Raw genomic sequence first — 14340 nt, forward strand, 5'->3', positions numbered from 1 at the left:
ACGTGACGGAAACTCTTTCCAACGTTTTCACCATTCCGCCCGGTCTTCCCTTCCTGAAGACGTTGGTCGAAAAACTGTGTTCGGGTGAACTGGTGCCCGGTTTCCGCTATGCGGAAGCCGATCCGCTGGCCCTTGCCGGTATCACGATCTTCGTGCCGACCCGCCGCTCGGCGCGTGTACTGCGCTCGGAACTGGTCGATTGCCTCGGCGGCCGCTCGGCCATCCTGCCGATGATCCGGGCACTGGGCGAAACCGACGACGACAGTGGGTTCTTCGATGCGGAAATCCCGGCGATCCTCGATCTGGCACCGCCTTTGCCGAATACTGCCCGTTTGATCGAGCTTGGCCGTCTCATCCTCGCCTGGCGCAACCAACTGCCGAAGGCCGTGGTGGACGTGCACGCAGAAAGTCCGCTGATAGCCCCTGCAAGCCCTGCCGACGCGATCTGGCTCGCCCGCAATCTCTGCGAGATCATCGACGCGATGGAAACCGAGGAGCTGGATTGGGAGGCGCTCGACAATCTCGATGCAAACGATCATGCGCTGTGGTGGCAGCTGACCCTCGAATTCCTCAAAATCGCCCGCACCTACTGGCCGGCACGGCTGGAGGAACTCAAGCAATCGTCGCCCGCCCGGCACCGCAACGCCATCCTCGAGGCCGAGACGCAGCGCATTGCCGCCGGCAAGGTGACCGGCCCCATCATCATTGCCGGATCCACCGGCTCCATCCCCGCAACGGCCAAGCTGATCGCCGCTGTGCAGAAACTGCCGAACGGCACCATCGTGCTGCCGGGGCTTGACCAGACGATGAGCGATGCGCAATGGACGACGATCGCGCCGGAAACAGCGAAACTCACCGGTGATCCGGCCAGCCGCAGCCATCCGCAATACGGATTCGTCCGGTTGCTGAAGCGCATGGACATCAGCCGCAGCGACGTCCAGCCGCTCGGCGCCGTGCAGGCAGACCTCGATTATCGCGCGGAGATGATGTCCCACGCGCTCTTGCCGGTGCAGGCAACGAGCAGCTGGACAGCTTTTCGTGCCACCGTCGATCAGGGCCGGCTTACGGCGGCCTTTGCGGATGCAGCGTTGATCGAAACCGCCAACGAGCGTGAGGAGGCGACAGCGATCGCCATCGCGCTTCGGCTAGCGCTCCACGGCAGCGAGGAAACCCAGGCCGCACTGATCACGCCCGACCGCGACCTTGCCCGCCGAGTGGCGGCAGAGCTCCTGCGTTTTGGCATCGCGGCCGATGATTCGGCCGGCACGCCGCTTTCGGCCACCGACCCCGGCGGCCTGATGCGGCTGCTTCTCGAAGCCGCGCTGCGGCCAGGCGATCCGGTCTCGATCACAGCGCTGTTGAAGCATCCGCTGGCGCGCTTTGGCCTGCCTGCCGATGTCATGAATGCTGCGGCAGAGACGCTGGAACTGATGGCGCTGCGCGGCGGGACCGGTAACGCCGATATCTCCGAACTTGAGGTCCTTCTCGATGAGGCGCTGCGGCGCGAGACCGGCAGAAAACATCTGCCGGAATGGCGAGGCCGGATCGACGACACAGCGATCGAGCCGGCCCGCGATCTTGCCCGGCGCATTGCCGCCGCTATAGAACCTCTGGCCGGAACGCTGGTGCGCCACCACAGAAGTCGGCGCGGCCTGACTGCCGCCCTGACGCTTGCCGAATGGGCGGAAAAAACCGGCGTGGCGCTGGAGGCAGTTGCCGTCGACGAACACGGCAGTCTTGCCAGCCTGTGGTCGGGTGAAGCCGGCGAAGCGCTGGCGACGCTTCTGCGCTCCATCATCGATACCGACGGTCAGCTGACAGCCGGTGGACCACAATGGAGCGACATCATGGAGGCGCTTTCAGCGAGCGAGGCGATCAAGCCGCGCTCCATGCGTCATCCCCGTGTCTTCATCTTCGGCGCTCTGGAATCGCGCCTGCAAAGCGTCGATCTCGTCGTTCTCGGCGGCATGAACGAGGGCACGTGGCCCGGACAGACGTCCAACGATCCATTCCTGTCGCGCACCATGAAAACGTCCATCGGCCTGGAGCCGCCGGAGCGACGGATCGGGCAACTGGCGCACGATTTCCAGATGGCCTGCGGCACGCGCAAGCTCGTCCTGACACGGGCGATGCGCAAGGGCGCTACGCCAACTGTCGCCTCGCGCTGGCTGCAACGGCTTCTCGCCGTCGGCGGTCATGATTTCGCAGCGAAACTGCGCGAGAATGGCAAGGACTATCATCATTGGGCGGGCCTGCTCGACCAGGGCGTTATGCAACCGCTGGCGACGCGCCCGGAACCGAAACCTTTGCCGGAGCAGCAGCCCCGCAGCTATTCCTTCAGCGAAGTCGCCCGGCTCAGGCGCGATCCCTATGCCGTCTATGCCAAGCGAATCCTGCGTCTGCAGCCGATCGATCCCTTCAACCGCGATCCGGGTGCGGCCGAGCGCGGCACGCTCTATCACAAGATCGTCGAGCGTTTCGTCCGCGCCGGTCTCGATCCTGCCTCGCCGGAAGCTGCGGCGGAAATGAGCCGGCTGATCAGCGAAGTCTTCGACGAACAGGCCCTGCCCGCCCATATCGATATCGTCTGGCGGCCGCGCTTTGCCGCCGTCGGCAAGGCCTTCATCGATTGGGAGATCGCCCGATATGCCGATATTCGCAAGTCCTACACCGAGCTCTATGCCTCGATGGAAATCGGTGTCCACGACATCAAGCTGACCGGCATTGCCGACCGTATCGACATTCTCGGCGGCGGCAGAGCCGTTCTGATCGACTACAAGACCGGTTCCAACCCTTCGGTGAACGAGGCGCGGGCGCTGCTTGATCCGCAACTGGCCTTGGAAGCCGCCGCGCTGAAGGCCGGCGCCTTCAAAGCCGCCGGATCACAGCATCCGCAATTGCTCGCCTACGTCCGCCTGAAACCCGGCGAACGATTTGCCGTGCACGAAGTCAACAACGAGCATACAAAGTCGCGCACCAATGTCGAAACCAAGTCGGCTGATCAACTGGCCGACGAATCGCTGAAGGAACTGACGGGGCTCCTCACCGCCCTGATGAACGGTAAATACGGTTTTGCCTCCCGCGTGATCGTGCAGAAAGAGCGCGACTACGGCGGCGAATACGACCATCTTGCCCGTGTCGCTGAATGGGCGACGGCGGAAGGCGAGGAGGATGCCAATGAGGGATGACCATTTCGGTCCTCTCGAGCCCTCTCCTCAAGGCTGGCTCGACTGGACGTCCTCTAAGCAGGCGCTTGCTTCCGATCCCGCCCGTTCGGCCTGGGTATCGGCCAATGCCGGCTCGGGCAAGACGCATGTGCTGACGCAGCGCGTTATCCGCCTTCTCTTATCCGGCTGCCGGCCATCTGCCATTCTCTGCCTGACCTATACCAAGGCTGCTGCGTCGGAAATGTCCAACCGCGTCTTCGAGCGATTGGCCGAATGGGTGACGCTAGATGACGAGGCGCTGGATGACCGGATTGCGGCGATCGAGGGCGAGCGGCCGGATCTGTTTAAGCGCCATGAGGCGCGGCGCCTGTTTGCCCGGGCACTGGAAACGCCGGGCGGGCTGAAGATCCAGACGATACACGCCTTCTGCGAGGCGCTGCTGCACCAGTTTCCGCTGGAAGCAAATGTCGCCGGCCATTTCTCGGTACTGGACGACCGTGCTTCGGCGACACTGCTCGCCGATGCCCGCCGCGCACTTTTGACCGCAACTGCAAGCGAGGACGACCGCGAACTGACAGAAGCTTTTGCAACGGTTCTCGATCTTGCCGACGATACCGGGCTTGAAAAGCTGCTGTCTGCGATTGTCGCAAACCGCACGGCGATCCAGGCATTTCTGGAGGATGCCGACAGCAGGGGGGGCATTGATCCGGCGCTTCGATCGGCGCTGAGTCTCGAGCCAAACGAAACGTCTGAAACAGCGATAGCCGGATTCTGGCCGCTGAAGGGACTGAACGGCGCGGCGCTGGAGCGCTATGTCGGCATTGCGTTTTCGGTCGGTGGGGTGAAAGTCGCGGAGTTTGCCCAAGGCCTCCGTGCCGTTGCAAAACTCAATGGTCCGCTACAACGCTTCAATACACTCAGAGGTCTTTTCTATACACAGAGCGGCAAGTTGAGGGCAGAATCGGCCTTCCTATCGAAACCGATCCGGGACAAAGCACCGGATCTTGAACCGCTGGTCCTTGCCGCGCGCGAACACGTCGCCGCGTCCATGGACCGCCTCAGTCTCCTTGAAATGTTCGAGGCGACGAACGCAGCCCTCATTCTCGCCGACCGGCTGAACGGCGACTACGAGGACATCAAGAAAAGCCGCAGCCAGCTGGATTTCGACGATCTGATCAACCGCACCGCGGCGCTGCTTTCGCGCGGCGATGTCAGCGCGTGGGTCCACTACAAGCTCGATCAGGGCATCGACCACATTCTGGTCGATGAAGCGCAGGATACGAGCCCCGTGCAGTGGACCATCATCCAGTCGCTGGCCAAGGATTTCTTCTCCGGCGAAACAGCGCGCAGCAACAACCGGACGATGTTTGCCGTCGGCGACGAGAAGCAATCGATCTACTCCTTCCAGGGCGCGCGACCGGAGCGCTTCTCGGACGAGAGCATCGAGACGGAAAAGCGCGTACGTGACAGCGGCCGGGCCTTCAGCCCGATCCGGCTGCAGCTTTCCTTCCGCTCGACCGAGGACGTCCTGTCTGCCGTCGATACGGTGTTCGAAAACCCGCTGCATGCTCGCGGCCTCAGCGCCCGGCGCGATGCGGTCGTGCATGCGTCCAACCGCATCGGTCATCCGGGACTGGTCGAAGTCTGGGATGCGATCGCGCCCGCAGACAGCATTCAGGAGGACGACTGGACCGCAGCGTTCGACGCGACGCCCGAGGATGCGCCGGCTAACATTCTTGCCCAACGTATCGCCGCCGTGCTCGCCGACTGGATCGGCAAGGAAACGGTGATCGAAAAAGGCGTCAGGCGGCCGATGCAGCCGGGCGACGTCATCGTTCTCGTGCGCAAGCGCGATGCCTTCGTCAACGCTCTCACCCGGGCTTTGAAAACACGCCGCAACATTCCGGTTGCCGGAGCCGACCGGCTGGTTCTCACCAACCATATCGCCGTGCAGGACCTGATGGCGCTCGGACGCTTCGTGCTCTTGCCGCAGGACGACCTTTCGCTCGCCGCCGTGCTCAAAAGCCCGTTGTTCAATCTGAGCGAAGACGACGTCCGCGATTTGGCAGTCGACCGCCCGCTTTCTGTCAGCGTCTGGCAGCGCCTGCAGGAATGCGGCGTCGACGAGGGGGCACGCTACAATGGAGCCCTGCAAAAGCTGCAGCGATATAGGGCATTGTCGCGCACTCTGCCTGTCCATGATTTCTATGCCCGTATCCTCGGTCATGACGGCGGTCGCGCGGCTTTCCTCGGCCGGCTCGGAACCGAAGTCAGCGACATTCTCGATGAATTCCTGACCTTTGCGCTTGATCACGAGAAAAACGGGCTGCCGGGCCTGCAGGCCTTCATTTCCGGTCTCGAAATGGAAGCACCGACGGTCAAGCGCGAGCAGGACAAGGAGCGCAATGAGGTGCGCATCATGACCGTGCATGCCGCCAAGGGGCTGGAGGCGCCGGTGGTGTTCCTGGTCGATGGTGGTGGCAAGGCGTTCAATTCGCAGCACGTGTCCGGCCTTCGGCTGATCGAGCCGGACGATCACAAGACTGACAATCCGCTTCCCGTCTGGCGGCCGCCGGGGGCCGCGTCCAACACCTTGATCGAAGCGGACACCGCTCGGCTGAAGACCGCAGCCGAAGAAGAATATCGCCGGCTTCTTTATGTCGGCATGACACGGGCCGCCGACCGGCTGATCGTCTGTGGCTATCAGGGCAAGCGGGCCAATCCCGAAAGCTGGCATGCCATGGTCACGACCAGCCTGTCCGGCGACGAACGTGGTCGCAGCACGGCGCGGACCTTCGCCGCAGGCAATCAGGAATGGACGGGGTATTCGTGGCAAACTTCCTCCGCCGCGCGCGACCTGAAGACGCAGGATGCTGGCAAGGAAGCTGCAGATACCCGCCCGGCGGGTTTGCCGGCAGCGCTTCTCAAGCCCTTGCCGCCGCAACGACATCTGCCCCGTCCGTTAAGCCCTTCCGGCGCAGGCGCCGTGATCGACGAGGACGAATCCGGCGCCATTGTCGGTTCGGCGCTGTTCTCGCAAAAAAGCGGCGCCAATCGGTCGCTGCTGCGCGGCGCGATCCTGCACCGGTTCCTGCAGGTGCTGCCGTCGATCGCACCCGGGGAAAGGCACGCCGCCGCCGAGCGCTACCTGGCGCGCTCCGTGCCCCGCTGGTCCGCAAGCGAGCGGCAGGCGCTGACGGCTTCGGTCTTGAGCGTGATCGACCGTCCGGAACTGACCGCACTGTTTTCCGAGACGAGCCGCGCGGAAGTGTCGGTGATGGGTACGTTGAAGCTTGGGGCGCGCGATTTCGCCGTATCCGGCCGCATCGACCGGCTAGCAGTCTCCGGCAAGACGGTCATCCTCGCCGATTTCAAGACCAACCGGGAGGTACCCGCTTCGGCGGAGGATGTGCCCTTCGTCTATCGGGCTCAGCTGGCGATCTACCGCGCGCTTCTCGCGCCACTTTATCCGGATCACGCCTTCCAATGCGTGCTGATCTACACGGAGGGGCCGGCGGTGCTGACTTTGCCGCGGGAGATACTGGACAGGAGCCTTGTGGAGCTCTCGAAGAAGTGAGATACCGAACATTGAAAAAGATGCGTTCCGCTATCACATCTTGCCCAACCGTTCGAAGAACGCCGATTTCGAAACAAGGAGCAGCCTATGGCTACCGTAAAAGTCGATACCTCCAATTTTCAGGATGAAGTGCTGAATGCCGCCGAGCCGGTCATCGTCGATTTCTGGGCCGAATGGTGCGGCCCCTGCAAGATGATCGCCCCGAGCCTCGAAGAAATTTCCAACGAACTCGCCGGCAAGGTGAAGGTCGCCAAGGTCAACATCGACGAGAACCCGGAAATCGCCGCCCAATATGGCGTTCGCTCCATTCCGACGCTCGCCATGTTCAAGGCCGGCGAAGTCTCCGACATCAAGGTCGGCGCTGCTCCCAAGACCGCGCTGTCGTCCTGGATTTCCAACGCAGCCGCTTAAGTCCTGATTTTGGAATGTAATTGAAAAAGCCCGGGAGACCGGGCTTTTTTTTGCTTGCGCCACGGGCGCCGCTGAGGCGGTTTCTGCGCAGCCTGGTCAGACGCCGTAGCGCGGCATATCCAACAGCGGGACATGAGGCGCGGCAGTCTTTGGCAGCAGACCCGTCAGGCGTGGATCGTCGTGCACCTCGACCATCAGGGCGTAGGGCCTAAATCCCGATCGCTGATAGAATGCAAAGGCAGCTGGATGATCGAAGTTGCACGTGTGGAGCCAGAAACGATCAATCGGCTGGGTCCATGCTTTGGCGATCGCCTCATTCATGAGAAAGCGCCCGACGCCCTTGCCGATCGCGTCCTTGGCCAAGCCGAAAAAGACTAGCTCGCATTCACCCGACACACGAAAGTCGAGTTCCAGAAGGCCGATGTGCCGTTCCCCGTCCTGCAGAGCATACATCTCGACAGCGGGATCGGAGAGTATTGCCCGCACCGCGTCATCGTCCATCTCAAGGCGAGACACCCACATCCAGTCCTCGCCGATCAGCCGAAACAGCCGCCGGTAGTCCTGGAGATCTTCGGCGGTCAGACGCACCAGAGCGAGTGGAGCGCCCACAATAGTGGCATTCTCCGGCCGCACGCGCATCTCTAGGAAAGTGACCGCGTTGGCAATCTTGCCCGGCGGGACCGGCGAATAGCCCATTGGCAATTCAGGATTCGTGTTCATTCGCGTACCTTGTTAAAAAATGGAACATCGATGGGCGATCGGACTTCGCGCCTCTGCGAAAATCTGTTGGCCTTGACGAGCGTCACGCAACAAGATTTCCCGCCTGAAATTATCTCGGCGGCGTGCCGTTGTCGGCAAGCACATCGCCAACCAGATAAAGCGACCCACCAATCAGGATGCGCGGCGATGCCGGATCGTCCGAAAACAAATGTGTGATGGTCGCCAGCGCCTCAGCCACCGTTTCGAGCGGTGTCGCCTCGAAGCCGGCGGCTCCTGCGTCGTCGGCGAGCGCCACCGCGTCGATCCCGGCATCCGAGCCGCGGATCGGCACGGTAAAGACCTGTTCGGCCAGCCCCTTGAAGGCCTTGAAGTAACCGACCGGGTCCTTGGTGTTGATCATTCCGATGATCAGAAACAGCGGACGGGGATCGCGTTCCTCGAGATTGGCCATGGTTTCGGCGATGACTTGTCCCGCACCCGGATTGTGTCCGCCATCGACCCAGATTTCGGCGCGCTTCGGCGCAAGGGAAACAAGCTTGCCGCCGCTCAGGCGCTGGAGCCGGCCCGGCCATTCGACAGTGGTCAGACCGGCTTCCATCGCGCCCTCCGTCAGATCGAAACCGGCAGCCTTAACCGCGCGGATAGCAGCGGCAGCATTGGCATGCTGATGGCGGCCGGGCAGGCGCGGCAGCGGCAGGTCCGCAAGCCCGAACTCGTCCTGGTAGATCAACCGGCCGAATTCCTCGTGCGCCATGAAATCTTGCCCATAGACAGAAACCGGGCATTGCAGCCGCTCGGCCGTCGAGACCAGCAGGTCGCGCGCGGCGTCTTCCTCCTGGTGGCCGATCACCACCGGACGGCCGGGTTTCATGATACCCGCCTTCTCCGCGGCGATCAGTTCGACCCGATCACCGAGATAGGCCTGGTGGTCCAGCGAGATCGGCATGATGACGGAAACGGCCGGGTTCTTGATGACATTGGTGGCATCGAAGCGGCCCCCGAGGCCGACCTCGATGATCGCGACATCTGCCGGATGTTCGGCAAAGAGCAGGAAAGTAACGGCCGTCAGGATTTCGAAAACGGTGATCTTCTGCCCGCTGTTCGCCGCTGCCACGCGCCGGACCGCATCCGCCAGGACGGCGTCGCTGACCAGCGCGCCGCGCCCGCCCTTTTTGCCGATGCGGTAGCGTTCGTGCCAGTTGACGAGGTGCGGCGAGGTATGGACGTGGACGCTCAGACCGGCGGCTTCGAGGATGGCGCGCGAAAAGGCGGTGACGGAACCCTTGCCGTTGGTGCCGGCGACATGGATGATCGGCGGCAATCTGTCCTGCGGATTGCCGAGCACGTCGAGCAGCCGCGTGATCCTGTCGAGCGACAGATCAAAGCCCTTTGGATGAAGGGCCAGCAGCTTGTCGATCTCCTGTCCCGCCTCGCTGACATGCGCTGTCGTCATCACCGCTCCTGCAAACCGCCGATGGAGCGCCGCACGCTGTCGAGCGAGCCGAGAACGCTACAATCTCAAATTCTCAACATCCGCCTGCGCACGGGTGAACGCGGGGCGTCCTTAAACGCTGGCCGAGGCCGCAATCGGCAGGGCGGCCAAAGCTGTGTTGCCACTCAACTTGGCAACATCCATCGGCTTCTTCATCAGTATTTTCAGGACACGGGCGAGCGTCGCGGGAATGTCGTGGCGCTTGACCACCATGTCGACCATGCCGTGTTCCATCAGATATTCAGATGTCTGGAAGCCCTCGGGCAGCTTCTCGCGGATGGTCTGTTCGATCACGCGTTTGCCGGCGAAGCAGATTTCTGCGCCGGGTTCGGCAAGGTGCAGGTCGCCCAACATCGCATAGGACGCGGTGACGCCGCCGGTGGTCGGGTTGGTCAGCACGACGATATAGGGAAGACCCGCTTCCTTGAGCATCTGCACCGCGACAGTCGTGCGCGGTAGCTGCATCAGCGACAGGATGCCTTCCTGCATGCGCGCGCCGCCCGATGCCGGAAAGATGACCAGCGGGCACTTTTCCGCGATCGCCTTTTCGAAGGCCTTGATGATCGCCTCGCCGGCCGCCATGCCGAGCGAACCGCCCATGAAATTGAATTCATGCACGACACCGACGAGCTTCATGCCCTGTACGCGGCCAACGCCGGCAACAATCGTGTCTTCCATATCCGTCTTCGCGCGGCTGTCGCGCAGGCGATCGACATACTTCTTGGAATCACGGAACTTCAGCGGGTCCTGCGCCACCTTGGGCTGCGGCAGAGCTTCATAAACGCCGTCATCGAACAAGTCCTTCAACCGCGCCTTAGCCGGCATCTTCATATGGAAGCCGGAGGCGGGGATGACCCATTTGTTCTCTTCGAGGTCGCGGTGGAACACCATCTCGCCGGTCTCCGGGCACTTGATCCAGAGATTTTCCGGAACTTCCCGGCGGCCGAGCATCGAGTTGATCTTCGGTCGAACGTAATTCGTGATCCAGTTCAAATTCAAGCTCCTGAATATTTAAAACCGGTGCTGCCCCATAATGTGGGCAATTATTCGGCCGCTACAAGCCGTGCAGAACGAACGCCGGCGGAAAGGCCACGCACCAGGGCTTCCACGCCGGGCACCGTCGCCCCTGTCGATTTCCCGTCTTCGGTCAGACTTGATGCCACCTGATTGACGATGGCGGTACCGACGACCACGCCGTCAGCCGACGCGCCGATGGCGCGCGCATGTTCGGCCGTCTTGACGCCGAAACCGACGCAGACCGGCAAATCCGTGTGGCTCTTGATCCGCTGCACGGCGCCGCCGACAACCGAGGGATCCGGCAGGGCCGAACCGGTGATGCCGTTCATCGAGACGTAGTAGACGAAACCGGAGGTGTTTTCGAGAACCTTCGGCAACCGCTTGTCGTCGGTGGTCGGGGTCGCCAAGCGGATGAAATTGATATCCTTCTTCAGCGCCGGGATGCAAAGCTCGTCATCCATTTCCGGCGGCAGATCGACGACGATCAGGCCATCAATGCCCACCTCCAGCGCATCATCGAGGAAGCGCTCGACGCCATAGATGTAGATCGGGTTGTAGTAACCCATCATCACGATCGGCGTGTCTCGATCGTCGGCACGGAAACGGCGGGCGATTTCCAGCGTCTTTGTCAGCGTCTGTCCGCCCTTTAACGCACGCTGGCCAGCGAGCTGGATCGCGGGGCCATCGGCCATCGGGTCGGAAAAGGGCATGCCGAGTTCGATGATGTCGGAGCCGGCCGAAGGCAGGGCCTTCATGATTGCCAGCGACGTCTCGAAATCCGGGTCTCCGCCCATGAAATAGGTGACGAGCGCCGGGCGGCCTTCGGCAGCAAGATCGGCAAATCGTTTGTCCATGCGTGCGGTCATGCTCTTATAACCCCATTCCAAGAATCTTGCCGACGGTGAAGATGTCCTTGTCGCCGCGGCCGGAGAGGTTCATCAGGATGATCTCGTCCTTGCCCATCTTCGGCGCGCGCTTGATCACTTCGGCGATCGCGTGGCTCGGTTCCAGCGCCGGGATGATGCCTTCGAGACGCGTCAGCAGTTGGAATGCCTCCAGCGCCTCATGGTCCATGATCGGCACATATTCGACACGGCCGACATCGGCGAGCCAGGAATGTTCCGGGCCGATGCCGGGATAATCGAGGCCGGCCGAAATGGAGTGGCCTTCCTTGATCTGCCCGTCGCCATCCTGCAGGAGGTAGGTGCGGTTGCCATGCAGCACGCCGGGCGAACCCGCCGTGATCGAGGCGCAATGCTCGTCACCTTCCAGCCCCTTGCCGCCCGCCTCAACGCCGACCATCTTGACGGATTCGTCATCGAGGAACGGATGGAAGATGCCGATGGCGTTCGATCCGCCGCCGACGGCTGCGACGACCAGGTCAGGCAGTCGGCCTTCGGCCTCCAGCATCTGTTCGCGCGCTTCCGTGCCGATCACCGACTGGAAATCGCGGACAAGTTCCGGATAGGGATGTGGGCCGGCGGCCGTGCCGATCAGGTAATAGGTACTGTCGACATTGGTAACCCAGTCGCGCAGAGCCTCGTTCATCGCATCCTTCAGCGTGCCGGAACCGGCGGTAACCGGCTTCACTTCGGCACCGAGCAACTTCATGCGAAACACATTCGGCGCCTGGCGCTCCACGTCAGTGGCGCCCATGTAGACGACGCAAGGGAGACCGAAGCGCGCGGCAACCGTTGCCGAGGCGACGCCATGCTGTCCGGCGCCGGTTTCGGCGATGATGCGGGTCTTGCCCATGCGCTTGGCAAGCAGGATCTGGCCGATGCAATTGTTGATCTTGTGCGAACCGGTGTGGTTCAGCTCTTCCCGCTTGAAATAGATCTTGGCACCGCCGAGATGCTCGGTCAGGCGCTCGGCGAAATAAAGCGGGCTTGGCCGGCCGATATAGTGGGCGCCGAGATGTTTGAGTTCCGCCTGGAATTGCGGATCGGTCTTGGCCTTGTTCCACTCATCCTGCAGGTCGAGGATCAACGGCATCAGGGTTTCGGCGACGAAGCGGCCGCCGAAAATGCCGAAACGGCCGTCCTCGTCGGGACCCGACCGAAACGAATTCAGTTTGGGCGTTTCGTTCACTTGTTTCTCCCTGCCAATGCTCTATTTCCGGCGATCGCCATTTCCGCGCGCAGAACGGCGTCGAAAAACTCTTCCATGCGCTTCAGATCCTTGACGCCCGGCGCGCTTTCGACACCGGACGAGATATCGATGGCCTTTGCGCCCGTGAGCGCCAGCGCCTCGCCGATATTGTCCGCATTCAATCCACCGGAAAGCATGTAATCGACGCTGTCGTCAAGCGCGTCGAGCAGCCGCCAGTCGAAAGAAACGCCGTTGCCGCCCGGCAGATCCGAGCCTTTCGGCGGCTTGGCATCGAACAGGAAGCGGTCGGCGATGCCGATATAGGGCTCGATGCGTTTCAGATCGTTGGCATCGCGAATGGAGAGCGCCTTCATGACCGGTAGCCCGTAGACGGCCTTGACCGTCAGGACTCGTTCGGGGCTTTCGTTACCATGTAGCTGCAGTATATCCGGTGACAGCGCCGAGACGATCTCGTCAAGCAGATCGCCGTCCGCATCGACCGTCACCGCGACGATCTTCGCCTTGCCACGAATGCGATCGGCGAGGCGACCGGCATCGTCGGGCTCGATGTTGCGCGGGCTCTTCGGAAAGAAGATGAAACCCGTGTGGCGCGCACCGAGCGTCACGGCCCGATCCACGGCCTCGGCAGTCTTCAGCCCGCAAATTTTCACTTCCGTTTTCATGCACAGCGACCTGACATGAAATGCCGCGCGAGTCGAGCTTAAAACACATCGAACTGCGGCGCCAATGATGCTTCAACCATTGCGAATAGCGGTAAACGGTCCCCTATCGCCATCGAACACGAATGGAGAATCCTATGCGTCTCTTGCTTCCCCTCATCCTGCCTGGCTTCAGTTTTTTTCCATCAGTCAGCCGTTCGCTGGGATCATCCGCCTGATCCTGCAGATCACGCTGATCGGCTTGCTCCCGGCTGCGATCTGGTCGGTCTATGCCAATACAAGATGGAGAGCAGATCAGGGAAGCGCTGGGGTACCAGTATCGGCGCTGAGCCGGTCAATCGAAATCGATGGCGTGCAGCATCGTGCCGTTGCGCTTCAGCCAGCGTTTGGCATCTTCCATGGCGGGGCAGAGTTCTTCGCAGAGATCCCAGAAATCCGATCCATGGTTCATCTCGCGCAAATGCGCCACCTCGTGTGCGGCCAAATAGTCGATCACCTTCGGCGGCGCCATGACAATGCGCCAGGAGAAGCTCAAGCTCCCATCGGCGGCGCAGGAGCCCCAGCGGCTGCGTGTATCCTTGAAACTCAGAGACTTCACCTTGCGGCCGACGATGCGGGCATAGATCGCAACCAGGTGTTCCAGGTCTTTCCGCGCTTCCTTCTTCAGGAAATCCGCAATCCGGCGGCGCAAGTGCTCTTCTGCGCCGCTCACCCGGAGCACAGACTCGTCGTCGATGACGACGGCTTCGGTCAGACCACGCAGCTTGCCGGTGCGCTCGATCCGATGGGCAACGCCGCGCAGCAGGATGGTGCCGCCCTCTTCCAGAACACTTTCGCCGGAAAACCGGGCGAGCTTGGTCATTAGCCAGCTCTGATGCCGGTCGAGAAAGGCGTTGATTTCACGCTCTGGCAGCCCGGCCGGGATCGTCATCTTCAAGGAACGGCCACCCGGCTCGATCCGCAGCGTCATCCGCGTGGCGCGGGCATTATGCCGGATCGTCAGCGGCATCGCCTTGCCCGCAACGTCTATCGTCCGCTGCACGGGCGGCGGCGGGGACTTGGGCTGACGCGACTTTCGAAGCAGGGAGAACATGAGGGATTGATAGCCGATTCGTTTGATGGGCGCATGATCCGCGAGATGCGCGCACGATATATCAAAAAGAAAAACCGGTATTCGAGGCGAAT

10 protein-coding genes are annotated in these 14340 nt (G+C 61.9%); 3 read left to right on the plus strand and 7 right to left on the minus strand.

The annotated features are described in order from the left end of the window. Positions 1–2: 2 nt before the first annotated feature. The 3 genes from addB to trxA all read left to right on the plus strand — a co-directional run bounded on the left by addB (position 3) and on the right by trxA (position 7155). Positions 3–3188 carry a double-strand break repair protein AddB gene (gene addB, locus ACSQ2Z_RS01380; protein WP_436079557.1) on the plus strand — a complete coding sequence of 1062 codons (3186 nt, stop codon included), beginning with the start codon at positions 3–5 and terminating at the stop codon, positions 3186–3188. Further along, positions 3178–6744 carry a double-strand break repair helicase AddA gene (addA, locus tag ACSQ2Z_RS01385; protein WP_436079558.1) on the plus strand — a complete coding sequence of 1189 codons (3567 nt, stop codon included), beginning with the start codon at positions 3178–3180 and terminating at the stop codon, positions 6742–6744. Before addB ends, addA begins: the two co-directional genes overlap by 11 nt. An 87-nt stretch (positions 6745–6831) precedes the next feature. Continuing rightward, on the plus strand, positions 6832–7155 hold the full coding sequence (trxA, locus tag ACSQ2Z_RS01390; protein WP_349436520.1) for a thioredoxin: 324 nt from the start codon (positions 6832–6834) through the stop codon (positions 7153–7155). Positions 7156–7251: 96 nt separating this feature from the next. Here the strand turns inward: trxA and ACSQ2Z_RS01395 are convergent, their stop codons facing one another. The 7 genes from ACSQ2Z_RS01395 to ACSQ2Z_RS01425 form a co-directional block, all read right to left on the minus strand. Further along, positions 7252–7851, minus strand: a complete 600-nt coding sequence (locus ACSQ2Z_RS01395) for a GNAT family N-acetyltransferase (RefSeq protein ID WP_436079559.1) — start codon at positions 7849–7851, stop codon at positions 7252–7254. A 133-nt stretch (positions 7852–7984) separates the two neighbouring features. Beyond that, positions 7985–9328: a bifunctional folylpolyglutamate synthase/dihydrofolate synthase gene (locus ACSQ2Z_RS01400; protein ID WP_436079560.1), complete on the minus strand. Its 1344-nt coding sequence runs from the start codon at positions 9326–9328 to the stop codon at positions 7985–7987. A gap of 111 nt (positions 9329–9439) precedes the next feature. Beyond that, positions 9440–10360, minus strand: a complete 921-nt coding sequence (accD, locus tag ACSQ2Z_RS01405; protein ID WP_436079561.1) for an acetyl-CoA carboxylase, carboxyltransferase subunit beta — start codon at positions 10358–10360, stop codon at positions 9440–9442. 50 nt (positions 10361–10410) lie between these two features. Then, positions 10411–11250, minus strand: coding sequence for a tryptophan synthase subunit alpha (gene trpA, locus ACSQ2Z_RS01410; protein ID WP_436079562.1), 840 nt, complete (start codon positions 11248–11250; stop codon positions 10411–10413). Positions 11251–11254: 4 nt separating this feature from the next. Next, positions 11255–12475, minus strand: coding sequence for a tryptophan synthase subunit beta (trpB, locus tag ACSQ2Z_RS01415; protein ID WP_436079563.1), 1221 nt, complete (start codon positions 12473–12475; stop codon positions 11255–11257). Beyond that, a complete protein-coding gene (locus tag ACSQ2Z_RS01420) occupies positions 12472–13158 on the minus strand; it encodes a phosphoribosylanthranilate isomerase (protein WP_436079564.1) in 687 nt (228 codons plus the stop codon). Before ACSQ2Z_RS01420 ends, trpB begins: the two co-directional genes overlap by 4 nt. 331 nt (positions 13159–13489) lie before the next feature. Then, the gene (locus ACSQ2Z_RS01425; RefSeq protein WP_436079565.1) at positions 13490–14248 is read right to left on the minus strand and encodes a M48 family metallopeptidase; all 759 of its coding nucleotides are present in this window, start codon (positions 14246–14248) and stop codon (positions 13490–13492) included. Positions 14249–14340 lie beyond the last annotated feature (92 nt).

Source organism: Pararhizobium sp. LjRoot235, assembly GCF_964254145.1.
Lineage (GTDB): Bacteria > Pseudomonadota > Alphaproteobacteria > Rhizobiales > Rhizobiaceae > Pararhizobium.

Excerpts from the sequence above, each read along its gene's own strand:
- addA (WP_436079558.1), top strand. The coding sequence starts at position 3,178 with ATGAGGGATGACCATTTCGGTCCTCTCGAGCCCTCTCCTCAAGGCTGG.
- trxA (WP_349436520.1), top strand. The coding sequence starts at position 6,832 with ATGGCTACCGTAAAAGTCGATACCTCCAATTTTCAGGATGAAGTGCTG.
- ACSQ2Z_RS01395 (WP_436079559.1), bottom strand. The coding sequence starts at position 7,851 with ATGGGCTATTCGCCGGTCCCGCCGGGCAAGATTGCCAACGCGGTCACT.
- ACSQ2Z_RS01400 (WP_436079560.1), bottom strand. The coding sequence starts at position 9,328 with ATGACGACAGCGCATGTCAGCGAGGCGGGACAGGAGATCGACAAGCTG.
- trpA (WP_436079562.1), bottom strand. The coding sequence starts at position 11,250 with ATGACCGCACGCATGGACAAACGATTTGCCGATCTTGCTGCCGAAGGC.
- ACSQ2Z_RS01420 (WP_436079564.1), bottom strand. The coding sequence starts at position 13,158 with ATGAAAACGGAAGTGAAAATTTGCGGGCTGAAGACTGCCGAGGCCGTG.
- ACSQ2Z_RS01425 (WP_436079565.1), bottom strand. The coding sequence starts at position 14,248 with ATGTTCTCCCTGCTTCGAAAGTCGCGTCAGCCCAAGTCCCCGCCGCCG.